The following is a 22,625-nucleotide window of genomic DNA, read 5'->3' on the forward strand; positions in this document are numbered from 1 at the left end:
ACGAATTATTAGTTGGAAAATAAAACAAGAGGTGAAATATGGCAGAATTTACATTCGAAATCGAAGAAAAACTTCTGGTCTTGTCTGAAAATGACAAGGGCTGGACCAAGGAACTCAACCGCGTTAGTTTTAACGGAGCACCAGCTAAGTATGATATTCGGACTTGGAGTCCAGACCACAGCAAAATGGGCAAGGGAATTACACTTTCCAATGAAGAATTCCAGATTCTCGTGGATGCATTTAAAAACTGATAGAGAAAGCTCTATCAGTTTTTTCTATTTCTCTGAAAAGTAGGGATGGAATTTCAGACTCTTAAAAATAGGAATGCTGATAATGGTGATGACAACCATTTTTAGCAAGTCTGGCAGGATAAAAGGAGTTAGTCCAACCGCGACCGACTTAGAGAAATCAAATCCTCCCAAGAAATGGAGGCCTAGGATACCACCGACAAAGACGAGAACATCACCCAATACATTGGCTATAAAAATCATATAGAAAGGACTGTCCTTATGGGTTAGACTGGATGTCACAAGTGCAAAGAATAAGTAGAACCAGAGATAGCCGGCGCTTGGGCCCAAGAGAGCCTGGAAACCACCACTTCCTCCAGCAAAGACCGGTAGGCCGATAGCTCCCAGCAGCAGATAAATAAAGACTGACAAAACAGCTTCGCGAGGTTTGAAAATCGTTGCAATCAAACCGACAGCAAAAGTCTGCAGCGTGATGGGAACGGGACCAATGGAAATAGTTAATTGGGACAGGACAGCTAGGAAGGCAGCTCCGATAGCTGGGAGGGCAAGAAGAAAAGCTTTGTTCTTGTTCATAAATAGTAAACCTCTTTTTAATTTTATGGTAACTATTTTAAAAGCTAAATAAAAAAAAGTCAAGTCCTTCTTAATCGGACGAGACAATTATACAGACAGATTCTTATTTTCGTTTCTTGCTTCTGATGAGCAAGATGATGAAGGCGATAAGACCAAAAATATTAAAGAAAAGGATGCCCAAGGCTGCAAGAAGCTTTTTCGTTTTACTCATCTGTTTCCCTCGTTTCTGGATTGCTTTGTTCTATCATATCAAAATTTTCAATGCTTGAATAGGCTTCATTAGAAAAATTAGCTATAGCTTTAAACTATATTATTTTCAATAAAAAAGGATTATCTAAAAGAGCTATAAAGAATTGCAGCAGCACACTTTGATTGATATAATAATGCAAAAGTAAATAAGAGTTTTTGCTAGAGGTGTGGGTGCGTAATCAACATCTTCCCAAAGCAAGACTGACTAGATTGGAGAAGGCTATGACAGATTTATTAAAAATTTATCAGGAACTACAGGAGAAAAAATGGGTTAACTTGTCCCATCAGATTAGGGAAGACAGTCCGCATTTTCCAGCTCTGCCTGCCTTGGAGAAGAAGGACATTTTCACTTTGAAAGACGGTTTTCATGTTCAGCAGTTTTCTGTAGTTGGCCAATACGGGACTCATATTGATGCTCCGATTCACTTTGTGGAGGGTGGTCGCTGGTTGGAAGAGATTGAACTAAAAGATCTTTTCCTGCCTTTGGTGGTTATTGATAAGTCTAAGGAAGTAGCAGAAAATCCAGACTTTATTCTGGCCAAGCAGGATATTTTAGATTTTGAAGCGGAGCACGGGCAGATTGAGACAGGAACGTTTGTTGCTTTTCGCTCAGACTGGTCCAAGCGTTGGCCGAGTCAATCAGCTATGCGCAATCTGGATGATCAGGAGATTCAGCATACTCCTGGGTGGGGACGAGATGCTCTAGAGTTCCTTATCCATGAGCGTGGTGTCAAGGCGGTAGGTCACGAAACTTTTGATACAGATGCGGGTATTCCTACAGCGGAGCATGGGCTGCTCAATGAATACTATCTTTTGGAGCAGGACATTTATCAGCTAGAAGTTATGACCAATCTGGATCAGCTGCCGGCTAAAGGTGCTCTCATCTCGATTAGTTTTCCCAACTGGCATCAAGCCAGCGGTTCACCAGTTAGAGCTGTAGCTATTTTACCATAAAGAAAAAGGAGTCTGAGATTTCATTTCAGGCTCCTTGTCTCATATAATAACTAATAAAAAAATCGCTTTTTATAATCTTTGGAATTTCTTGATGGATATTTCAAAGGAATATCAAATGAAGCTGAAATAGCTAAAATTTACAATCTTACAAAAATGTAAGATTCGTCTGTAAAATGAAAGATTAGGTTATGGAACGGTCATCATCTTTATTATAAAATGGTAGCAGAAGTCAAAAAGAGGCTGGAATACCAAACCTCTTCTGATTTTGAATTTTTTATCGCATGGTCACGAATTCTTCTGAGCCAGTCGGGTGAATAGCAACTGTAGCATCAAAGTCAGCCTTGGTAGCACCCATCTTGATAGCAACAGCGAAACCTTGAATCATCTCGTCTACTCCGTAGCCAATACCGTGCAGGCCAACGACCTTTTCATCCTCACCGGCAGTGATGAGCTTGAACTTGGCTTGTTGGCGGTGCTTGGTGACAGCTGAATACATGGATGTGAAGCTAGATGTGTAAACGTGAATATTATCTGCTCCGTAAGTCTTGATAGCCTCTACCTCAGTCAGGCCGACTGTCCCAATAGCAGGATGGGAGAAGACGACAGTTGGAATAGTTGAGTAGTCCATCTTAGCATCTGTTTTGCCATTGAAAAGACGCTCAGATAGAGTTCGTCCAGCCTTGATAGCAACAGGAGTTAATTCTTTTTCACCTGTTACATCGCCTAGAGCATAGATGCCTGGTACAACAGTGTTTTGGTACTCATCTACAGAGATGAAGCCACGTTCATTGAGAGTGACGCCAGCTGCTTCCAGATTGAGGTCTTGGACGTTTGGTTTACGACCAATTGCCCAAATAACATGCTGGGCTGTGTGGCTGCTGCCGTCTTCAAAATAGAGCTTGAGCTGACCATCAGGCAGTTTTTCCAGCTTTTGCGGAATCTTATGGGTATGAAGCTGGAGTCCAGAGTTCTCCATTTCTTGGAGCAGGCCGTCAATCAGATAACTGTCAAAGTTGCGCAGTGGTCGATCCTTACGAACAAAAAGATCTGTTTTAACTCCCAGAGCATGGAGCACGCCAGCTAGCTCAACTGCTATATATCCTGCTCCGACAATGGCTACAGATTCAGGTAACTCTTCCCAAGCAAAGACATCGTCGGAATTCTCGCCGTAGCCTGCGCCAGGGATATTTGGAATAGCAGCATGAGCACCCGTCGCGATAACGATATGCTTGGCGCGAATAAGCTCGCCGTTGACTTGGACAGTGTTTGCATCCACAAAACGGGCACGTCCTTCGATCAGTTCGACACCATTCCGGTTGAAGCTACCGTCGTAAGATGAACGTGCTCGGTCAATATAAGCTTCGCGATTTTTCCGAAGGGTAGCAAAATCAAAAGCGTTATTATCAGAGGTAAAGCCGTAATCTGGCCCATAATGATGGATAGCTTCAGCGATTTGAGCTCCGTACCACATAATCTTCTTTGGGACACAGCCGACATTGACACAGGTGCCACCTAGTTTCTTTTCTTCAATAACGGCAACCTTGGCACCGTATTCGCCTGCCCGATTCATGGTAGCAATTCCCCCGCTGCCACCGCCAATAGCAATCATATCAAATTCTTTCATCTTGTTAGAATCTCCTTCTATTATATGAGGTAATTGTACCTTTTTTAGCAGGTGAATGCAAAAATCTGCTACGGATTTAAGTGGAGTGACTATCTGAGATAAAATAGCAACCATTTGTGAGAAACTGTAAATTTTTTTAGAAGAATTATGATAGCCTTGTGATATAATATAACAAAAGAAAATCGTTTTCATCAAGAGGAGGAAAAAAGATGAAAAAGTTAAAGAAATGGCAATTATTTAGTATTATTGGAGCTACGATTGCAGTTGTTGCAGGAGCAATTCTCTTCATGTTTTTAAACGGAGGGAATCCTTCTGAGGCACCGGTCGATACGACTCCGCTGGTTCAGAAGGCCAAGGAAGGCTCAGTGGCTTCTTCAGTCTTGCTGACAGGAAATGTCACAGCCAGCAATGAGCAGTATATCTATTATGACAACACCAAGGGTGACTTGGAAAATGTACTGGTCAATGTCGGTGACCAAGTGACAGCCGGTCAAGCATTGGTTACTTATAAAAGTGCAGAGGCTCAGACTGCTTATGATGCGGCTGCTCGGGCGGTTAGCAAAGCTGATCGTCAATTGCATGACTTGCAGACCAATGGTGTGACTGTAAATACGACTGGTGACGAAGAAGCAGATGGTGCGTCTGAAGCTCAGGCTCAGCGTTCTGTGGAGTCTCAGGCAGCTGATCTGCGCGATGCTCGGGCTGATGCAGTTGATAATATGAATAAAGCACAAGCTACTCTCAATGCCTTGACAGTGAGCAGCACTGCAGATGGTACGGTCGTAGAAGTCAACCGCGATGTTTCAAAATCAACAACAGGTGCCACTCAAACCTTGGTTCACATCGTCAGCAATGGAAATCTGCAGATTAAGGGTGAATTATCCGAATACAACCTGGCTAACTTGTCTGTCGGTCAAGAAGTGACCATTACATCAAAGGTTTACCCAGATAAGAAATGGACTGGTAAAATCAGCTACATTTCCAACTATCCAAAAGACGGCCAGCAGGCAGCAGCTCAACCATCTGGAACAGGTGGTAGCGGAACAGCTTCAGGTTCTAAATATCCATTTACGATTGACATTACCAGTGAGATTGGTGAGCTCAAGCAAGGTTTCTCTGTCAATATTGAAGTTAAAAACAATACTCAGGGACTCATTGTACCAGTCAGCAGTGTGGTAATGGACGGAGACAAGAACTATGTTTGGGTCCTGGAAAAAGGAGTTGCTAAGAAGACAGAAGTGACGCTCGGAAATGCTGATGCTGAAAATCAAGAAATCTCATCTGGTTTGACAAAGGATAGTAAAGTTATCATCAATCCGACAGATAGCTTGAAAGACGGTCAAGAGGTGAAATCTTATGAAGAAGCTAATTGAGTTAAAAAATATTAATAAGAGCTATCGCAATGGAGATCAGGAATTACAGGTATTAAAAGACATCAGTCTGGAGGTTGAAGAGGGTGAGTTTGTTGCCATCATGGGACCATCTGGATCTGGTAAGTCTACTCTGATGAATATCATTGGGATGCTGGATCGTCCGACCACTGGTGAATACCATCTAGGAAACGAAGAAGTCGCTAAGCTAGGTGATAAGAAGCTGGCCAAGGTTCGAAATAAGCAAATCGGCTTTGTCTTTCAGCAGTTCTTTCTCCTGTCTAAGCTCAATGCCTTGCAAAATGTGGAACTGCCCTTGATCTATGCAGGTGTCGGTCTATCTAAGCGCAAGTCCTTGGCCGAGCAGTTTCTGACCAAGGTGGAGCTGGACACGCGGATGCATCACCTGCCTTCAGAGCTTTCCGGAGGACAGAAGCAGCGGGTAGCCATTGCGCGTGCTTTGGTCAATAATCCCTCTTTGATTCTGGCTGACGAACCAACAGGAGCCTTGGATACTAAGACTGGTGAGCAGATTATGGAGCTCTTAACTGAGCTCAATCGAGAAGGGAAAACCATTATCATGGTGACCCACGAGCCTGAGATTGCTGCCTATGCTAAGCGGCAAATCGTCATTCGTGACGGTGTCATCTCATCTGATAGCGCTAAGGAAGGAGGACTAGTCTAATGCAAAACTGGAAATTTGCCATTAGCTCCATTCTTGGACACAAAATGCGGTCTTTCCTGACCATGATCGGGATTATTATCGGAGTGGCTTCGGTTGTGGTTATCATGGCCTTAGGAGATTCTATTACCCGGCGGGTCAATGAGAGTTTTACCAAAAGTCAGAAAAATATGCGTCTTGTCTTTTCTCCTAAAAAGAGCAAGGACGGCTCCTACACACAAACGGCTGATCTTTATTCAGTAAATGTAGAAGATGAAAGCGAAGAAGTGGTGGAACCACCCAAGGCCCAGGAAGCATGGGTTAAGGAATTGACCCATATCAAGGGAGTGGATGGTTATTATGTGACCAACTCTGCTATGGAAACCTTTAGCTACGAAAATAAGCAGGCTGAGCGCGTCAACTTTGTCGGTGCAAACATGACCTATATTCAGGTGAAAAAATACAAAATCATTGCTGGTCGTGCTTTGAGACAGCAAGACTATCAAGGCTTTGCCAGTGTTGTGCTGCTGGACGAAGATCTGGCTGCGACCCTCTTTTCTTCCGCTGAAGAAGCAATCAATAAGATTGTGACAGTGGGTGCCAGTAACTATCGGGTGATTGGGGTTTATAGAGATCCTGAAACTGCTGCTGCATCTGGCTCCATGCAGGTCTATGGTGGTAATGCCATTACGACGAATACTCTCATAGCTGCAAACTTTGGAGTAGATGAAATTTCAGAGATTGTTCTTCGAGTGAATGATACAAGCTTGGTTCCAGAACTTGGCCCTAAGGTTGCCAAGAAATTAACAGAAATTGCGGGACTCCAACAGGGAGAATATCAAGTGACAGACGATAGTGCCCTCTATCAGGAAGTACAAAATATTTATGGTGCTATGACAGGAGTTATCGGTGCCATCGCCGGAATCTCACTTTTTGTTGGTGGTATCGGCGTTATGAATATCATGTTGGTATCGGTCACTGAGCGGACTCGTGAAATCGGTCTGCGAAAAGCTCTGGGAGCAACACGTGGCAACATACTGATGCAATTTTTGATTGAGTCTATGATTTTGACACTGATTGGTGGTTTGATTGGACTGGTTCTAGCTGCGGGACTTGCGTCTGTACTAGGCTCGGCCATGAGTCAAATGCTGGAAGGAACTCCAGTGACGGTATCACTCACGGTCAGCATCGTTAGCCTTCTCTTCTCAGCAACCATTGGTGTTCTCTTCGGAATCTTACCGGCCAATAAAGCATCCAAATTGGATCCAATTGAAGCGCTGAGGTATGAATAGTACAACAAAAAGTCTGGTTTCCCAGACTTTTTTATGATGTAAAAAATCCCGCTGGAATTCCAGCAGGATTTGTTTTCTTAAGATTGTATAAAATACAGATTATTTCATCGTTGGGAAGAGCAGGACATCGCGAATAGTGGTCACATCGGTCAGCAACATAACCAGACGGTCGATACCGATTCCCAGACCTCCAGTTGGTGGCATACCGTATTCCAGAGCTTCGACAAAGTCATAGTCGATGCCTGTTGCTTCGTCATCGCCCAGTTCTTTGGCTTTAGCTTGAGCTTCAAAACGAGATAATTGATCGATTGGATCGTTCAACTCTGTGAAGGCATTGGCATATTCTTTGGTCATGATGAAGAGCTCGAAACGGTCCGTGAAGCGTGGATCTTCTGGATTTTTCTTAGCCAAAGGTGATACTGCTACAGGATGACCGTAGACAAAGGTTGGCTGAATCAAGGTTTCTTCCACAAATTCTTCAAAGAAAGCGTTGATAACATGGCCGACTTCAGTGAAGTGTTTTTCAAGCGGAACTTTCTTTTCTTTAGCCAAGGCAGCAGCTTCTTCAAAGCTCATATCTTGCCAGAAATCAACACCAGTAATTTCCTTGATGGCGTCAACCATGTGAACGCGTTTAAATGGTTCATTAATCTTGATTTCAGTTCCTTGGTAGTTGATTGGTCCATCTCCATTTACAGAGACAGCAGCATGTTGGATAATACCTTCCGTCAAGTCCATGATATCTTGGAAATCTGCATAGGCTTGGTAAACCTCGATGGAAGTGAACTCTGGATTGTGAGTTGCGTCCATTCCTTCGTTACGGAAGATACGGCCAATCTCATAAACTCGCTCCATACCACCAACGATAAGACGTTTAAGGTGAAGCTCGGTTGCAATCCGCAGTACCATGTCAATATTTTGGGCATTGTGGTGGGTGATAAATGGACGAGCAGCAGCACCGCCTGCTTCATTGTGGAGAACAGGAGTTTCAACTTCAAGGAAACCTTGCCCATCTAAGTAACGGCGGATTTCTGAGATGATTTTTGAACGAGTGACAAAGCGTTCAAAGCTTTCGCGGTTGGAAATCAAGTCCAAATAACGCTTACGGTAGATGGTTTCGACATCTGTCAGGCCGTGGAATTTTTCAGGCAGGGGACGCAGAGCCTTAGACAAATGAGTAAGGTGGGTCGCCTTGATAGAAAGCTCCCCCATATCCGTCCGCATAATCTCACCTTCGATACCGAGGAAATCTCCTAAGTCAGCCTTTTTGAAGATTTCATAATTTTCTTCACCAACAGCATCTTTACGCACATAAATCTGGATTTGGCCTTCACGGTCTTGGATGTGAGCAAAGCCAACCTTTCCTTTGCCGCGCTTGGTCATGAGACGGCCAGCGATAATAGCTGTTTCATTGAGCTCGTTTAATTCTTCTTTATCTTTATCGTTGTATTTTTCTTTCAGTTGAGCAGAGTTAGCAGTCCGCTCAAAGCGTTTGCCAAAAGGGTCAATTCCCTGCTCAGCCAGCGCAGCCATTTTTTCACGGCGGATAATCTGCTGGTCGTTTAATTCCTCGATATGTTCAGTAGTCATGTTTTTCCTCCAAAAGTTTTCCTACCTATTTTATCACAAAAGATAGGGAAATTCATCTATATTTGGCTATAAAGTAAGAAAAAAAGCTAGAAATCCAGCCTTAATTTTCTGCTTTTTCAACTAAATAATCCGTATTATTCCAAGTGATCAGCTCAAAATTCTCAAAGTCTTCTGTTTCAAGGATGGTGATACTGGCATTGGTCAGACCGCCATTCTTGCGTAGGAGGGGTGTGTCATAGCCCAGCATGGTTCGAATACTGGCGGTTAAATTAGCACCGTGCCCGACAATGAGCACTTGCTCATAGTCCTTGTCCTTTAAGGTCTTGATAAAGGAAATGGTCCGGTGAGTCGTATGGTAAACCGACTCAGCGTCAAAAAACGTATGATTAAATTGCGAAAGGTTGTGGCGGAAGGCAGTCATCTGGTGCGGATAGATGGCTTCTATGGTAGAGATTTTTGCGCCTTCCAGTTTTCCCAACTGCCATTCTCGCAGTTCAGGTACTGATACGATTTCAGTCGGAAACTGGCTTTCTTCTTGGATAATCTCAGCAGAGCGAATGGCGCGTGGGAGATCGCTGCTGTAAATCTTGTCAAATTGTGTCTGAGCCAGATGTTTTCCTAAGGTTTGCAGTTCTTCAACGGCGGTTGGCAGCAGTGGCGAATCACCGCTGGCTCCCTGAAAGCGGCCTTCCTGATTCCATTCCGTTCTTCCGTGTCGGACAAAGTATAATTTCATAGTGGTTGATTGTTTCTTTCTTATTAGGGTTTATTGAGAATATTAGGTGCAATATTGAAGAATTATGAGCTAGAACTTTCCTTGAGGTCTGCAAAGTTAGCTTGAACAAAATCTGCCAAATCTTGAGCCTTGATTTCGATACTGCGGCCGACTTCACCGGCAGAAACGATAATGCTATCTCGCTCTAGAGCTGACTGGTCGATATAGATTGGAAAGTTGTGCTTTTGACGGATACCGACAGGATTATTGGCTCCGTGGATATAACCCGTTGTCTTTTCCAAGTCTTTCTGGGGAATCATACTGACTTTTTTATTGCCGGAAATCTTGGCCATTTTCTTTTCGGACAGATGTTCTGTGATAGGTAGGATACCGATTAGTGTACCAGTCTTGTCTCCTGTCAAGGCCAAGGTTTTATAAATCTGCGAACGGTCCGAACCATCGACTGGCTGTTCAGCTAAGGCATTTAGCTGCAGGCCTCGATGTTCAATCTTAGCCTTGCTTAAAATTTGCTCGACCAGTGTTTTTTTGATTTTTGTTTTTTTAGCCATTAGTGTATCTCTCTTCTAATTGTGACATCCAGAGTCCCAGCCAGGTTCCTAGACCGAAGAAAAAGGCTGCAAGAACAAGTGTCAATATAGAAACTCCATGATAGCTGATGCTTTCACTGTTTCCTGCTTGAGGCACTACAATGAGAATTGTACTGGATAGGACAATGCCAATGATAAAGTGATAGACACGGGAGTAGTAGTTTTTCAAAATATGATCCATGAGCTTAGAGAAGAGAATCAGTGCCAAAGCTCCTCCGATTCCAATAGGAAGAAAGGTGCCCAAGAGGTCCAGTTTGCGGAAACCATTCAGCATAGGTGCATAGAGTCCTAAAATTAAGAGAAGGTTGGACGGACTGAGTCCGGGAATTAAAATGCCCAGTGCGATCAAGGCTCCTGCTAGGATGAAAGAGAGAAAGTTGGCTGGCAAGGTGCCGACCATCCCATTTAGGGAATAAAGAAAGATTCCTGAAAGGATGAGGCTGACCCAGAAAACGAGAATATCAGTCCGATCACGCTCACTTTTAGCAACAGACTCTTTAATGAGGCTGGGAACAGTTCCGATAATGGCTCCGGCAAATCCCCAGAGGACAATCACTTTGTAGTTGTCCAGCAGCAGATTGACAGGATAGGAGAAGGCCGCAATTCCTAAAATCATTCCGATTCCAACTGGTATGAAATAGAGAATGTTTTCGACGAAGTTTTCTTTTAAATGTGCTAAAAAATGAATCAGGCGCTCGTAAATACCTAAGATAGCTGCTAAAACACCGCCTGAAACTCCCGGCAAAATAAAGCCAAGTGCAATGACCATTCCTTTGAAAATTCTATTCAACCAAGAAATCATTGTATTTTCCTTTTCTAATTTCATTTATCAAATCATTATATCATAAAATATAGGCTTTATTAAGAGGAAACGGCTGGAAATTTCCTATTTTGTGACAATAAAAAAACGACAGCAGTCTTTGAGACTTGAGCTGTCGCTCTGAGCTATTGACTTTCTTTAGGAACTGTAAATAGCTTTTGATAAGTAGCTGTCTGGTCTTTCAAGGTTGACAGCTGGTTCAAATCAAGATAATGGGAGAAACCAGTCAGCTGACCTTGTGATGTGTACTGATGCAAGTCATAATCTTGCTCAGTATTTGGTGCGGCATTGTAGTAGCCGTCGTCATTACCATAAGTCGGAATCCAAATTGCTGTGAACTTATCGGTAGAGATGCTATGCTCCTCCATAAAATAAGTTCCAATATAGATACCAATATTTTTAACACCAAGTGACTCTAGCTTGGCTCGGAAAGCTTCAACTCCCGCATTCATGTCGGACATGGTTTTTTCTTCCACGTCTAGCCAATAATAGGTTGGATGGTACTTGGCAGAAGCCTTGTAGAAACTTTCAGCTTCTTTTTCCATTTCCTTTTTGCTATTGGCGGCCACATAGGCATAGACAGCGACAGGGATGTTACGCTTTTGAAATTCTTTGATGTGTCTTTCATAAGACTTGTCCAGACCATTCAGATGGGTTGCTGCATTTTCTTTTTTTGCCTGCGCTCCACTATGAACACGGACAATTACCCCCGAAACATTCTGTGCGAGTAAGTCGTAATTAATCTCACTTGGCAGCTGCCAGCCAGAAATGTCAATGATTGGTCTGGAAATAAACTCTTCATCCAAGGACGAATCGTCAGATGTTTCCTCTTTTTTTGAGGAACTTGGAGTTTGTTTAGTTTGTGAAATTTTTGCCTGTGCTTGCTTTTCCTGAGAGTCAGTAATTTGCTTGCTTATCAAAATAAAAGTGATAAAAGAAGCAAAGAAAATTAGGATTGCAAGCGGTTTAATCCTCTTCCTCATACTGGTTTATTTTAACTTAAAACAAATAAAAAAGCAAAAAATATCCCCAGAATTGCTGGAAAATGAATGAAATGTAATATAATTGAAATATTATAAAGCAAAAACAAGACGTTTTGAAAGCTCAAAATGTCTTGTTTTTTTAAGAGATTAGCGAAGCTGTGGAAGGTGAGTTTCCGTTGGCTAAATCGTCTTTCTTTTCTGATCTTTTATAGCTTTTGAATGAGCTCTTCTATCTTTTTGGGAGAAGTTTGCGGAGAGAAACGTTTGATGACTGTTCCGTCTCGGCTGACCAGAAACTTTGTGAAATTCCATTTGATCTTTTCACCCAGAAGACCGCCCTTTTCTTTTTTGAGCCAGTCAAAGAGTGGAGCAGTATGAGGACCGTTGACATCAATCTTGGCAAATCGAGGAAAGGTCGTTCCATAGTTAAGGCTGCAAAAGCTGTTGATTTCTGCAGCGTCTCCAGGAGCCTGCTGGCCAAACTGATTGCAAGGGAAATCCAGGATTTCAAATCCGTCTTTCTGATAGCGCTCATAGAGTTCCTGAAGTTCTTGATACTGAGGAGTGAAGCCGCAGCCGGTCGCTGTATTGACAATCAGCAGAATCTTTCCTTTATAATCACTCATTTTTTGCAGACTTCCGTCTTGTTTCTTAATTTCAATATCATAAATGTCTGTCATCTTATACTCCTTTGTTTGCCTCCTATCTTATCACAGTTTTATGTAAAAAGGCGAAGGCAAGTCCTTATTGTCCCAGTCTCTCCACTAATGCTTTTTTTTCAAGCCAAAAGGTGGTATAATGAGAATTGAATTTTTAGAAGTTTAATGGTGAAATATGAAAATTGACAAGAAGCACTTGTTGAATTATTCCATCTTGATTCCCTATTTGATTTTATCTGTTTTGGGATTGATTGTGGTCTATTCAACGACGAGTCCTACCTCGATTCAGGCCGGAGGAAATGGTTTTGGGATGGTCTTGAATCAGGGGATTTTTTGGGTAATAAGTCTCTTTATAATTGCGCTCCTATATAGAATCCGCTTGGGTTTCCTGAAAAAAGGAGGCATCCTGACTATAGTTATCTTTGCTGAGATTATCCTCTTACTCTTATCTCGTTTTATAACTGGTACTATTAACGGTGCCCATGGTTGGCTCAAGCTTGGAGCTTTCAGTATTCAGCCTGCGGAGTATTTGAAGATTATTCTGGTCTGGTATCTAGCTTTTCGCTTCACAAAGAGGCAGGAGGAGATAAAGGTCTATGATTATCAAGCTCTGACTCACAACCATTGGTTTCCTAAAGCTTTTAACGACTGGCGGACCATGGTGGCTATTCTGATTGGGATTGTAGCGATTATGCCAGACCTTGGAAATGCGACTATTCTATTTTTGACCGTCGTGATAATGATTGCTGTCAGCGGGATTGGCTATCGATGGTTTTCTACGATGCTGGGAGCCATTGTCAGTGTTTCGGGATTGGTTTTAACTAGCATTTGGATAATTGGGGTTGAGCGCGTGGCCAAGATTCCAGTCTTTGGGTATGTGGCCAAGCGTTTCAGTGCTTTCTTCAATCCCTTCAAGGACCTGTCTGGCTCAGGCCACCAATTGGCTAATTCCTACTATGCTATGAGTAATGGCGGCTGGTTTGGTCTAGGCTTGGGGAACTCTATTGAGAAGCGCGGCTATTTGCCGGAAGCTCATACGGACTTTGTATTTTCTATCGTGATAGAAGAGTTTGGTTTCTTTGGTGCCAGTCTGATTCTGGCCTTACTCTTTTTCCTGATTCTGAGAATTATCTTGGTAGGGATTCGGGCCAAGAATCCATTTAACTCCATGATGGCTTTGGGAATTGGCGGTATGATACTCATGCAGACCTTCATCAATATCGGTGGAATCTCAGGTCTCATTCCTTCTACAGGGGTAACCTTCCCTTTCCTATCGCAAGGGGGGAACAGTCTTCTGGTCTTGTCAGTAGCTATCGCCTTGGTACTTAATATTGATGCCAACGAGCGCCGTGATGCCCTGTATGAACAGATGGAAGCGGAGGCGCAAGACCAGTCTGAGGAAGCTTAATCGCAGTTAGTGTGAACAGTTGTTGTAAAAATGAAAGGTGCAGATTATGTCATTTAACAAATTAGAAAGCTACAGCAATAAAGAAGTGATTCGAGAAGAAGTCGCCATTTTGACAGACTTGCTTGCCGACATTACTCGGAATCTTCTCAACCCTGAGACCTTTGAAAAAATCTCCCTCATGGAAGAGTTGGCTGTCAACTCCAAGTATCATGAGCTAAAAGCGATTGTAGAAGAGCTAACGACAGATGAAATGGTTTATATTTCTCGTTATTTCTCTATTTTGCCGCTTTTGATTAATATCTCAGAAGATGTTGACCTAGCTTATGAAATCAACCATCAAAACAATATCAATCAGGATTATCTTGGAAAGCTATCAACAACTATTGACCTGATTTCAACGCGGGAAAATGCTCAGGAGATTCTGGAGAATTTGAATGTTGTGCCAGTACTGACAGCTCACCCGACCCAGGTCCAGCGCAAGACTATTCTGGACTTAACCAATCATATTCATAGTTTACTGCGTCAGCATCGAGATGTTAAAGCAGGACTAGTCAATGAGAAGAAGTGGCTAGGAAATCTCCGCCGCTATATTGAGCTTATGATGCAGACAGATATGATCCGTGAGAAGAAGCTGAAAGTGACCAATGAGATTACCAATGTCATGGAATACTATAACAGCTCTTTCCTACAAGCAATTACCAACTTTATGGTCGAATACAGACGCTTGGCAGAAGAGCGGGGCATCAAACTGGATAATCCTAAGCCTATTACCATGGGCATGTGGATTGGCGGTGACCGTGATGGCAATCCTTTTGTAACAGCAGAAACCCTGAAACTATCTGCCACTCTCCAGAGTGAAGTCATCCTCAACTATTACATTGACAAGGTTTATACACTCTATCGCACCTTCTCGCTCTCGACCAACCTATCAGAAACCAGTCAGGCAGTAGCAGAAATGGCAGCACTGTCTACTGACAAGTCTGTTTATCGGGAAAATGAGCCTTACCGTCGAGCTTTCCACTATATCCAGTCCAAGCTGATTCAAACCTTGCTTTATCTAAAAGAAGGCAATTTCTCAAATGATGGTCAGCGATTGACTGACCGAGCTGAGGAAAAATTGTCTGCGAAAGCCAACCTTTCTGTCAGCAATAAAGGAAGAGAAATCATTCCTAACTATATCCAGTCTCGTATCAGCGAGACCCTGACCGAGCTGAAGAAAGAAGAGACACCTTCTTACAAAACAGCTCAGGAATTCAAGGAAGACTTGCAGGTCATTTATGATTCTCTTATCGAACATCATGGGGAAGCCTTGGTAAGTGGGGACTTGACTGAACTTCTCCAAGCGGTTGATGTTTTCGGCTTCTTCTTGGCCAGCATTGATATGCGTCAGGATTCCAGCGTTCATGAGGCCTGTGTGGCTGAGCTCTTGGCTTCGGCTAATATTGTCCAGGACTATAGCAATCTGTCGGAAGAAGAAAAATGCCAGGTCCTCCTCAAACAGCTGCTTGAAGATCCTCGTATCCTATCAGCTACTCACGAGCCTAAATCTGAACTCCTGCAAAAAGAATTGGAGATTTTCAAAACAGCCCGTCAGCTAAAAGATGCAATCGGTGAGGAAGTGATTAAGCAAAATATTATTTCTCACTCGACCAGTGTATCAGATCTACTTGAGTTGGCTATTATGCTCAAGGAAGTAGGGCTGATTGATGAAAATGGGGCTCGTGTTCAGATTGTTCCGCTCTTTGAAACCATTGAGGATTTGGACAATTCCTGTGATACCATGGAGAAATACCTGTCTCTGCCAATTGCTCAGAAGTGGATTGCCTCTAAGGATAATTATCAGGAAATCATGCTGGGCTATTCAGACAGTAATAAGGACGGTGGCTACCTGTCTTCTTGTTGGACTCTCTACAAGGCTCAGCAGCAGCTGACAGCCATCGGTGATAAGTTTGGCGTGAAAATCACCTTCTTCCATGGCCGGGGAGGTACAGTAGGACGTGGTGGTGGTCCAACTTATGAAGCCATCACTTCTCAGCCACTCCGCAGTATCAATGACCGAATTCGTCTGACTGAGCAAGGCGAAGTTATTGGAAATAAATATGGAAACAAAGACGCAGCCTACTATAACTTGGAAATGCTGGTGTCTGCAGCCATTAACCGCATGGTAACTCATAAAAAGAGCGATAGTCATACGTCTGATAAATATGAGCGAATCATGGACCAAGTAGTCAATCGCAGTTATCAGATTTACCGTGATTTGGTCTTTGGTGACGAGCGTTTTTACGATTATTTCTTTGAATCCAGCCCTATCAAGGCTATCTCTAGCTTTAATATCGGTTCTCGTCCAGCTGCCCGTAAAACCATCACTGAAATCGGTGGTCTCCGGGCTATTCCATGGGTCTTCTCATGGTCTCAAAGTCGGGTTATGTTCCCAGGATGGTATGGTGTTGGGTCAAGTTTCAAGGAATTCATTGATGAAGATCCAGAAAATAACTTAGCCTTTCTGCAATTTATGTATAAGAGATGGCCTTTCTTCAAGTCACTCTTATCAAATGTAGACATGGTTCTGTCTAAGTCAAATATGAATATCGCTTTTGAGTATGCTCAGCTTTGTGAAGATCAGAATGTGCGTGATATTTTCAATATTATCTTGGATGAGTGGCAGCTGACTAAGGATGTCATTCTAGAGATTGAAGGGCACGATGAGCTTCTGGCAGAAAACACCTATCTGAGAGATAGCTTGCACTATCGTATGCCTTACTTCAATGTTTTGAACTATATCCAGCTAGAACTGATCAAGCGTCAGCGAAATGGCCAGCTCACACCTGATCAAGAAAAGCTGATTCACATCACCATCAACGGTATTGCAACTGGTCTGCGAAACTCTGGCTAATATAAAGAAAAAATCGGAATTGTTCCGGTTTTTTCTATTTTTGTAACCAAAGGGCTTCTTAATTCGTTATACTTGTGACAATTCAACCGCTTTTCTTGGTATAAACCTTACTACAAATTAGACAAGGAATAATTCACAAAAAAATGCTAAAAGACTTGCATTTTCATTTAAATTTGATAAAATAGTAAGGAAAGTTAGACTGTATTGCCTACTGTCTATCTATAAAATATATTTTATTGGAGGCTTTTACTCAAATGGCAAAAGAAAAATACGATCGTAGTAAACCACACGTTAACATTGGTACTATCGGACACGTTGACCACGGTAAAACTACTTTGACAGCAGCTATCACAACTGTATTGGCACGTCGCTTGCCTTCAGCAGTTAACCAACCTAAAGACTATGCGTCTATCGATGCTGCTCCAGAAGAACGCGAACGCGGAATCACTATCAACACTGCGCACGTTGAGTATGAAACTGCTAAGCGTCACTACGCTCACATCGACGCTCCAGGACACGCGGACTACGTTAAAAACATGATCACTGGTGCCGCTCAAATGGACGGAGCAATCCTTGTAGTAGCTTCAACTGACGGACCAATGCCACAAACTCGTGAGCACATCTTGCTTTCACGTCAGGTTGGTGTTAAGCACTTGATCGTCTTCATGAACAAAGTTGACTTGGTTGACGATGAAGAATTGCTTGAATTGGTTGAAATGGAAATCCGTGACCTCTTGTCAGAATACGACTTCCCAGGTGACGATCTTCCAGTTATCCAAGGTTCAGCTCTTAAAGCTCTTGAAGGTGACTCTAAATATGAAGACATCATCATGGAATTGATGGACACTGTTGATGAGTACATCCCAGAACCAGAACGCGATACTGACAAGCCATTGCTTCTTCCAGTCGAAGATGTATTCTCAATCACTGGTCGTGGTACAGTTGCTTCAGGACGTATCGACCGTGGTATCGTTAAAGTCAACGACGAAATCGAAATCGTTGGTATCAAAGAAGAAATCCAAAAAGCAGTTGTTACTGGTGTTGAAATGTTCCGTAAACAGCTTGACGAAGGTCTTGCAGGGGACAACGTAGGTGTGCTTCTCCGTGGTATCCAACGTGATGAAATCGAACGTGGACAAGTTATCGCTAAACCAGGTTCAATCAACCCACACACTAAATTCAAGGGTGAAGTTTATATCCTTACTAAAGAAGAAGGCGGACGTCACACTCCATTCTTCAACAACTACCGTCCACAGTTCTACTTCCGTACAACTGACGTTACAGGTTCAATCGAACTTCCAGCAGGTACTGAAATGGTAATGCCTGGTGATAACGTAACAATCGACGTTGAGTTGATCCACCCAATCGCCGTTGAACAAGGTACTACTTTCTCTATCCGTGAAGGTGGACGTACCGTTGGTTCAGGTATGGTTACAGAAATCGAAGCTTAATTCGATTCCGTTCCCAGATAACAATTAAAGTCAGACACTAAACCCCGTGAAAACGGGGTTTTTTAGTATACAGAAGAATAAAAGGTAGTCGGTAATCTCCAGAATAGATAGCTTGATTTTGCAGAACCACCTTTAAGATGATTTAGGAAACGGAAAGAGAAGAAGTATAGATATAAGCTTGATAGAAGTTTTGTCCTTTTTAATTAGGTTGGGGAAGAAAGTATCATTTAAAAGAGAGATTCTTTCAAGAAGGATTTTCACTTTTCACTGAAAGTATAGTATAATAAGAAATAGAATACATTTGGAGAAGAAAAATGCCCTCAAAATCAGGATCATCACCTTATGCTAAAAATAATGACGGTAATAAAGAAATAGAAAAAATAATCTCAAAAGAAGGACTGAAAAATAACTATATATGGAACATGTTGGGGACAGTCTCATCTTCATTGATATCAGTCGTCTTGCTTCTACTAGCTTCTAGATTTCTAGATTCAAGAGATTCTGATATTTTTAGTATTGCTTATGCTCTTGGTCAGCAGTTCTTTGTTCTAGGTTATTTTCAAGTTAGAAATCTGCAATCTACGGATGTAAAAGAAAGATACCAATTTGGTTCTTATCATAATACGAGACTTTTTACGGTCTTTTTGATGATTTTAACATCGTTTATCTATACTCTATGGCAAGGGTATGATGTTTACAAATCTAGTATTATTTTATTGCTTGTTGTTTATCGGGCTATAGATGCGTATTCAGATGTTTTTCAAGGATTATTTCAGCAAAAAAATAGATCAGACTTAGCTGGAAAGGTGCAATTCTATAGGAGCTGGATTTGCATGTTAATATTTGCAATAGTCCTGTTGCTTACAAAATCATTGATGGTAGCTAGTATTGTTATTTGCTGTGCGAATTTTATTCTGACCTTCCCCTTAGATTTCAGAAACTGTAGATTATATTTTTCTCAGGAAAAGTTTTCGCCTAAACTCCATGATGACAGAAAAAATGTGTATTCTATTTTGAAAAATAGTTTTCCCTTGTTTTTAAATGGATTTTTGATAACGTATATCTATAACGAGCCAAAAATTGATATTGATTACCTTTTGACAAATGGCTATTTTTCATCTGGGGTTCAAAGAGATTTTAATGTTCTATTCATGCCTGTCTTTGTTCTATCCCTTTTATTCTTTGTCCTGAGACCGTTGACTACACAGCTTTCCATTTATTGGAATGAAAAGAAATTTACACTATTTTTCAAACAGGTCAATACTCTAAATCTAGTAATGACTGTTTTAGGACTCGTTATTGTTATTTTGGGTTATCTGATTGGTACAGAAGTTCTTAGTGCTGTCTATGGTATCCAATTACAGGAGTATAAACTTCCTTTCACAATATTACTTATAGGCGGTATTTTGAATGTTTTTGCTCTAGTGGTTGATATCATTATGACCATCTTTAGAAAACAGCATTATCTGATGATAGCCTATTTATTGACATTTGCTGTTTCAAAATTTATTACTTTACCATTTATTCGCGATCAAAAATTGCTGGGAGCTGCTAATTCCTTTTTAATCTCCATGTGCGTCTTTTATGCAACAAGTCTGATTATTTATGGCGTTGCTAAAAATCAGGAAAAAAGAAAGAAGTAGAATTCTATGAATATCTTATTTACATTAAATGATGCGTTTGTACCTCAAGTTGCAACCTGTATGTGTTCTATATTTGAGAATAATAAATCTGCTGAGAATATTACAGTATATTTAATTGGCGAGAGGATAAGCGAAGAGAATCAAAATAAATTAAAAGAATTCGCTAAAAGTTACGATAGAAAAGTTTGTATTATTTCTATAAATAATATCGCAGACTATATTGACTTTGATTTTGATACAAACGGTTGGTCTTCAATTATTTTGGCACGTCTTTTTTTAGATAAACTTCTTCCACAAGAAGTTGATAGGATCTTATATCTCGATGGAGATACACTAGTTCTAGAAGATATAGGTTCACTTTTTTATAGCGACTTGGGAGATAAGGTAATAGGTATGTGTCCCGAACCAACTGTGGATAAGTCAAGAAAGGAATTTCTAGCTTTGAAAGAGCACCCCTATCATAATTCGGGTGTCCTATTGATTGATCTAAAAAAATGGCGTAAGGAAGAGATTGGTAAAAAGGTTATAGAATTTTACCAATTTCACGAAGGAAAGCTATTCGCACCAGACCAAGATGCCTTAAATGGAGCCTTGAAAGAGCAAATTTTTACTTTGCCAATTTCCTTTAATTATTTTAATATTTATGATGTTTATCCTTATAAAACGTTGAGTGAATTAAGTAAGCCAACTAAGTTTATATCACAGGAAGATTTTAATCATTTTCGGAAAGCACCTACAATTATTCACTATCTTGGTGAAGAGAGACCTTGGCGGAAGGGGAATACACATAGATTTAAAAAGGAGTATCTCCATTATCTCCACAAAACTCCATGGAAGGATACACCAATGGAAGAAGGTTGGCAGCTGTATTTTGTTTGTTTTAGAATCTTTAATATTGTTATGAAGCCTTTTCCAATGCTAAGATATAAGATTATCAATTCCCTAATCCCGAGCTTTATGAAATATAGAAAAAAACAGTTACAGAAAAACAAAAAATAATGTGATGACATGTTATAGAAAGAATAGATTAAATTAATGAAAGTTTTAATGATAATTCCTGCTTATAATGAGGAAGAAAGTATTTTTAATACGGTTATGAGCATTGTAGAATATCGGAAGAAAGTTGATTTTGACTTAGACTACGTAGTTATCAATGATGGGTCAGTTGATAGAACCAAGGATATTTTGGACAGCCATCATCTGAATGCTATTCATTTGGTTATGAATTTAGGGATTGGCGGAGCTGTTCAGACGGGTTATAAGTATGCTCTTGAGAAGGATTATGATGTGGCCGTACAGTTTGATGGAGATGGTCAGCATGATATTGAGTCGCTGGATGCTTTGCTGGAGCCTATTCGTCGTCAGCAGGCTGATTTGGTTGTTGGTTCTCGTTTTATCGGTGACAAGTCTTCGGAATTTCAGACGACTTTTATGCGGCGTTTTGGCATTACCATTATTTCAGCTTTTATTAAATTAACAACAGGCAAAAGGATTCTGGATACCACATCAGGCTATCGTTTGGCCAATCGATACATTATTCGACAATTCGCTGCGCGCTATCCTATCAAGTATCCTGAGCCAGAATCAATCGTCCATATCTTGAAGCGGAAATATAAAGTGGTGGAAGCACCGGCCAATATGTTTGAACGTGCAGGAGGAGTCTCTTCGATTACTCCGATTAAGTCCATTCGCTATATGATTGAAGTTTGCTCTTCGATCTTGATTGCTGCTTTTATGAAAGAGAGTGAATAATGTCCATTTTGTCTATTGTTATGCTGGTGGCTTCAGTCCTATTCCTGTATTTTGTCTTTCGGAATATCAATCAAAACAATATTTTATTTGAGCAAGCCTTTATGTGGATTATTATTGGCTTCGTTCTGATTGTTATTTCTATTTTTGATTGGATTCCCGTTTCGATTGCCAAATTGTTAGGTTTTGAGTTGACCTCAAACTTTGTCATGTCCTTGGCCATCTTTTTCCTGCTGGTTATTGTTTTTTTACATACTATTTCCATTTCCAAACAAAAGGAGCAAATCAAGCAGTTGGTGCAAGAACTGTCCATCATGAAGCAAAGAATGTCAAAGTTAGAGAGTAAAAAAGATGAAAAATAACCATACCTGGGTGATTTGCGCCTATGGCGAAAGTGAATTTTTAGAAGCTTGTATCCTGTCTTTGCAAGCTCAAACCTTGCCATCAAAGATTATCTGCTATAGCTCAACACCGTTGGATTCAATCAAGCAGCTGTGCCAGAAGTACGGTATTCCTTTTTATACGAAAGAAGGAGGCGGTATCGGTAAGGACTGGAACAATGCCCTTTCCTTTGTTGAGACTTCTTATGCTACCATTGCCCACCAGGATGACTACTATGAGCCAACTTATCTAGAAGCAGTGATGCAGAAGATAGAGCAGTCTAAGGACATTCTCATTGCCTATACAGACTACTTTGAAGAGAAAAATGGAGTCAAAATTCCGGCTAATACCAATCTGAAAATCAAGACTCTCATGCTTAAAACCTTGAATCTGATGCCATCCAGTCGTTTTTGGAGAAATCGCGTTCTAGCTTTTGGCAATCCCATTTCCTGTCCGGCGGTGACTTACAACTTAGAGACATTAAGGGATTTTCGATTTGATGAGGAAATGCGCGTGAGTCTGGATTGGTATGCTTGGTACAAGATTAGCGCCTATAAGGGTCGCTTTGCTTATATTTCTGAGAAGCTTATGTGCCACCGGATTCATGGAGAGTCGGAAACAACCAAGACTATTTCAGATAATACTCGAACCAAAGAGGACTTGTTTATGTATCAGCTTTTCTGGCCTAAGTGGATGGCTAATCTGATAAATAAAGCATATATGAAGAGTCAAGATGCTAACTCAAACTAATAGA

General features: G+C 41.3%; 21 protein-coding genes. 13 read left to right on the forward strand and 8 right to left on the reverse strand.

The features are described from left to right. Nucleotides 1-38: 38 nt before the first annotated feature. Complete coding sequence (locus K1I80_RS01310; protein WP_004186157.1) at nucleotides 39-251, forward strand: YdbC family protein; 213 nt, start codon at nucleotides 39-41, stop codon at nucleotides 249-251. Nucleotides 252-275: 24 nt separating this feature from the next. Here the strand turns inward: K1I80_RS01310 and K1I80_RS01315 are convergent, their stop codons facing one another. Then, nucleotides 276-821: a biotin transporter BioY gene (locus K1I80_RS01315; protein ID WP_223313323.1), complete on the reverse strand. Its 546-nt coding sequence runs from the start codon at nucleotides 819-821 to the stop codon at nucleotides 276-278. A 471-nt stretch (nucleotides 822-1,292) separates the two neighbouring features. On the opposite strand from K1I80_RS01315, the gene K1I80_RS01320 reads away from it, so the two are divergent. After that, nucleotides 1,293-2,024 (forward strand): cyclase family protein, encoded by a 732-nt coding sequence (locus K1I80_RS01320; protein ID WP_032912416.1) that lies wholly within the window; start codon nucleotides 1,293-1,295, stop codon nucleotides 2,022-2,024. Nucleotides 2,025-2,298: 274 nt separating this feature from the next. On the opposite strand, the gene gorA is transcribed toward K1I80_RS01320, so the two are convergent. Next, nucleotides 2,299-3,648: a glutathione-disulfide reductase gene (gene gorA / locus K1I80_RS01325; protein WP_223313322.1), complete on the reverse strand. Its 1,350-nt coding sequence runs from the start codon at nucleotides 3,646-3,648 to the stop codon at nucleotides 2,299-2,301. 209 nt (nucleotides 3,649-3,857) lie between these two features. Here gorA and K1I80_RS01330 point away from each other — a divergent pair, with 209 nt between their 5' ends. Genes K1I80_RS01330 through K1I80_RS01340 form a run of 3 tightly spaced genes read left to right on the forward strand, consistent with a single transcriptional unit; the run spans nucleotide 3,858 to nucleotide 6,971 of the window. Beyond that, the gene (locus K1I80_RS01330) at nucleotides 3,858-5,021 is read left to right on the forward strand and encodes an efflux RND transporter periplasmic adaptor subunit (RefSeq protein WP_223313321.1); all 1,164 of its coding nucleotides are present in this window, start codon (nucleotides 3,858-3,860) and stop codon (nucleotides 5,019-5,021) included. Then, nucleotides 5,005-5,703, forward strand: coding sequence for an ABC transporter ATP-binding protein (locus tag K1I80_RS01335; protein ID WP_223313320.1), 699 nt, complete (start codon nucleotides 5,005-5,007; stop codon nucleotides 5,701-5,703). The genes K1I80_RS01330 and K1I80_RS01335 overlap by 17 nt, the downstream gene beginning before the upstream one ends. After that, a complete protein-coding gene (locus K1I80_RS01340) occupies nucleotides 5,703-6,971 on the forward strand; it encodes an ABC transporter permease (protein WP_002906127.1) in 1,269 nt (422 codons plus the stop codon). Before K1I80_RS01335 ends, K1I80_RS01340 begins: the two co-directional genes overlap by 1 nt. 99 nt (nucleotides 6,972-7,070) lie before the next feature. Here the strand turns inward: K1I80_RS01340 and lysS are convergent, their stop codons facing one another. From lysS to K1I80_RS01370, 6 genes are all read right to left on the reverse strand, one after another. Then, nucleotides 7,071-8,561: a lysine--tRNA ligase gene (lysS, locus tag K1I80_RS01345; protein ID WP_149565307.1), complete on the reverse strand. Its 1,491-nt coding sequence runs from the start codon at nucleotides 8,559-8,561 to the stop codon at nucleotides 7,071-7,073. A 100-nt stretch (nucleotides 8,562-8,661) separates the two neighbouring features. Further along, complete coding sequence (locus K1I80_RS01350; protein ID WP_002899972.1) at nucleotides 8,662-9,297, reverse strand: histidine phosphatase family protein; 636 nt, start codon at nucleotides 9,295-9,297, stop codon at nucleotides 8,662-8,664. Between the two features lie 62 nt (nucleotides 9,298-9,359). Continuing rightward, on the reverse strand, nucleotides 9,360-9,845 hold the full coding sequence (locus tag K1I80_RS01355) for an aminoacyl-tRNA deacylase (RefSeq protein ID WP_223313319.1): 486 nt from the start codon (nucleotides 9,843-9,845) through the stop codon (nucleotides 9,360-9,362). Beyond that, entirely contained in the window at nucleotides 9,838-10,686 is an 849-nt protein-coding gene (locus K1I80_RS01360; RefSeq protein WP_223311658.1) for a DUF368 domain-containing protein, read from the reverse strand. The genes K1I80_RS01355 and K1I80_RS01360 overlap by 8 nt, the downstream gene beginning before the upstream one ends. 143 nt (nucleotides 10,687-10,829) lie before the next feature. Further along, nucleotides 10,830-11,687: a glycoside hydrolase family 25 protein gene (locus K1I80_RS01365; protein WP_223313318.1), complete on the reverse strand. Its 858-nt coding sequence runs from the start codon at nucleotides 11,685-11,687 to the stop codon at nucleotides 10,830-10,832. 206 nt (nucleotides 11,688-11,893) lie between these two features. Further along, on the reverse strand, nucleotides 11,894-12,367 hold the full coding sequence (locus K1I80_RS01370; protein WP_223313317.1) for a glutathione peroxidase: 474 nt from the start codon (nucleotides 12,365-12,367) through the stop codon (nucleotides 11,894-11,896). A gap of 154 nt (nucleotides 12,368-12,521) precedes the next feature. On the opposite strand from K1I80_RS01370, the gene ftsW reads away from it, so the two are divergent. The 8 genes from ftsW (at nucleotide 12,522) to K1I80_RS01410 (ending at nucleotide 22,621) form a co-directional block, all read left to right on the forward strand. Further along, entirely contained in the window at nucleotides 12,522-13,754 is a 1,233-nt protein-coding gene (gene ftsW / locus K1I80_RS01375; protein WP_002903126.1) for a cell division peptidoglycan polymerase FtsW, read from the forward strand. Nucleotides 13,755-13,800: 46 nt separating this feature from the next. Then, nucleotides 13,801-16,647, forward strand: coding sequence for a phosphoenolpyruvate carboxylase (gene ppc, locus K1I80_RS01380; RefSeq protein WP_002903125.1), 2,847 nt, complete (start codon nucleotides 13,801-13,803; stop codon nucleotides 16,645-16,647). A gap of 254 nt (nucleotides 16,648-16,901) precedes the next feature. Next, nucleotides 16,902-18,098 (forward strand): elongation factor Tu, encoded by a 1,197-nt coding sequence (tuf, locus tag K1I80_RS01385; RefSeq protein ID WP_002895003.1) that lies wholly within the window; start codon nucleotides 16,902-16,904, stop codon nucleotides 18,096-18,098. Between the two features lie 314 nt (nucleotides 18,099-18,412). After that, complete coding sequence (locus K1I80_RS01390) at nucleotides 18,413-19,741, forward strand: lipopolysaccharide biosynthesis protein (RefSeq protein WP_223311656.1); 1,329 nt, start codon at nucleotides 18,413-18,415, stop codon at nucleotides 19,739-19,741. A 6-nt stretch (nucleotides 19,742-19,747) separates the two neighbouring features. Next, nucleotides 19,748-20,740: a glycosyltransferase family 8 protein gene (locus tag K1I80_RS01395; protein ID WP_223311655.1), complete on the forward strand. Its 993-nt coding sequence runs from the start codon at nucleotides 19,748-19,750 to the stop codon at nucleotides 20,738-20,740. 36 nt (nucleotides 20,741-20,776) lie between these two features. Beyond that, the gene (locus tag K1I80_RS01400) at nucleotides 20,777-21,493 is read left to right on the forward strand and encodes a glycosyltransferase family 2 protein (protein WP_223311654.1); all 717 of its coding nucleotides are present in this window, start codon (nucleotides 20,777-20,779) and stop codon (nucleotides 21,491-21,493) included. Next, nucleotides 21,493-21,852, forward strand: a complete 360-nt coding sequence (locus tag K1I80_RS01405; protein WP_002895011.1) for a DUF2304 domain-containing protein — start codon at nucleotides 21,493-21,495, stop codon at nucleotides 21,850-21,852. Before K1I80_RS01400 ends, K1I80_RS01405 begins: the two co-directional genes overlap by 1 nt. Then, nucleotides 21,842-22,621, forward strand: coding sequence for a glycosyltransferase family 2 protein (locus K1I80_RS01410; protein ID WP_002895012.1), 780 nt, complete (start codon nucleotides 21,842-21,844; stop codon nucleotides 22,619-22,621). The genes K1I80_RS01405 and K1I80_RS01410 overlap by 11 nt, the downstream gene beginning before the upstream one ends. Nucleotides 22,622-22,625: the final 4 nt, after the last annotated feature.

Source organism: Streptococcus sanguinis, assembly GCF_019929225.1.
GTDB classification, from domain to species: Bacteria; Bacillota; Bacilli; order Lactobacillales; family Streptococcaceae; genus Streptococcus; species Streptococcus sanguinis_J.

Coding starts and splice junctions, on each gene's coding strand:
- K1I80_RS01315 (WP_223313323.1), bottom strand. CDS start 821: ATGAACAAGAACAAAGCTTTTCTTCTTGCCCTCCCAGCTATCGGAGCT.
- K1I80_RS01365 (WP_223313318.1), bottom strand. CDS start 11,687: ATGAGGAAGAGGATTAAACCGCTTGCAATCCTAATTTTCTTTGCTTCT.
- lysS (WP_149565307.1), bottom strand. CDS start 8,561: ATGACTACTGAACATATCGAGGAATTAAACGACCAGCAGATTATCCGC.
- K1I80_RS01360 (WP_223311658.1), bottom strand. CDS start 10,686: ATGATTTCTTGGTTGAATAGAATTTTCAAAGGAATGGTCATTGCACTT.
- K1I80_RS01335 (WP_223313320.1), top strand. CDS start 5,005: ATGAAGAAGCTAATTGAGTTAAAAAATATTAATAAGAGCTATCGCAAT.
- K1I80_RS01390 (WP_223311656.1), top strand. CDS start 18,413: ATGCCCTCAAAATCAGGATCATCACCTTATGCTAAAAATAATGACGGT.
- K1I80_RS01405 (WP_002895011.1), top strand. CDS start 21,493: ATGTCCATTTTGTCTATTGTTATGCTGGTGGCTTCAGTCCTATTCCTG.
- K1I80_RS01320 (WP_032912416.1), top strand. CDS start 1,293: ATGACAGATTTATTAAAAATTTATCAGGAACTACAGGAGAAAAAATGG.
- K1I80_RS01395 (WP_223311655.1), top strand. CDS start 19,748: ATGAATATCTTATTTACATTAAATGATGCGTTTGTACCTCAAGTTGCA.
- K1I80_RS01355 (WP_223313319.1), bottom strand. CDS start 9,845: ATGGCTAAAAAAACAAAAATCAAAAAAACACTGGTCGAGCAAATTTTA.
- K1I80_RS01330 (WP_223313321.1), top strand. CDS start 3,858: ATGAAAAAGTTAAAGAAATGGCAATTATTTAGTATTATTGGAGCTACG.
- gorA (WP_223313322.1), bottom strand. CDS start 3,648: ATGAAAGAATTTGATATGATTGCTATTGGCGGTGGCAGCGGGGGAATT.
- tuf (WP_002895003.1), top strand. CDS start 16,902: ATGGCAAAAGAAAAATACGATCGTAGTAAACCACACGTTAACATTGGT.
- K1I80_RS01310 (WP_004186157.1), top strand. CDS start 39: ATGGCAGAATTTACATTCGAAATCGAAGAAAAACTTCTGGTCTTGTCT.
- K1I80_RS01340 (WP_002906127.1), top strand. CDS start 5,703: ATGCAAAACTGGAAATTTGCCATTAGCTCCATTCTTGGACACAAAATG.
- K1I80_RS01400 (WP_223311654.1), top strand. CDS start 20,777: ATGAAAGTTTTAATGATAATTCCTGCTTATAATGAGGAAGAAAGTATT.
- ppc (WP_002903125.1), top strand. CDS start 13,801: ATGTCATTTAACAAATTAGAAAGCTACAGCAATAAAGAAGTGATTCGA.
- K1I80_RS01370 (WP_223313317.1), bottom strand. CDS start 12,367: ATGACAGACATTTATGATATTGAAATTAAGAAACAAGACGGAAGTCTG.
- K1I80_RS01350 (WP_002899972.1), bottom strand. CDS start 9,297: ATGAAATTATACTTTGTCCGACACGGAAGAACGGAATGGAATCAGGAA.
- ftsW (WP_002903126.1), top strand. CDS start 12,522: ATGAAAATTGACAAGAAGCACTTGTTGAATTATTCCATCTTGATTCCC.
- K1I80_RS01410 (WP_002895012.1), top strand. CDS start 21,842: ATGAAAAATAACCATACCTGGGTGATTTGCGCCTATGGCGAAAGTGAA.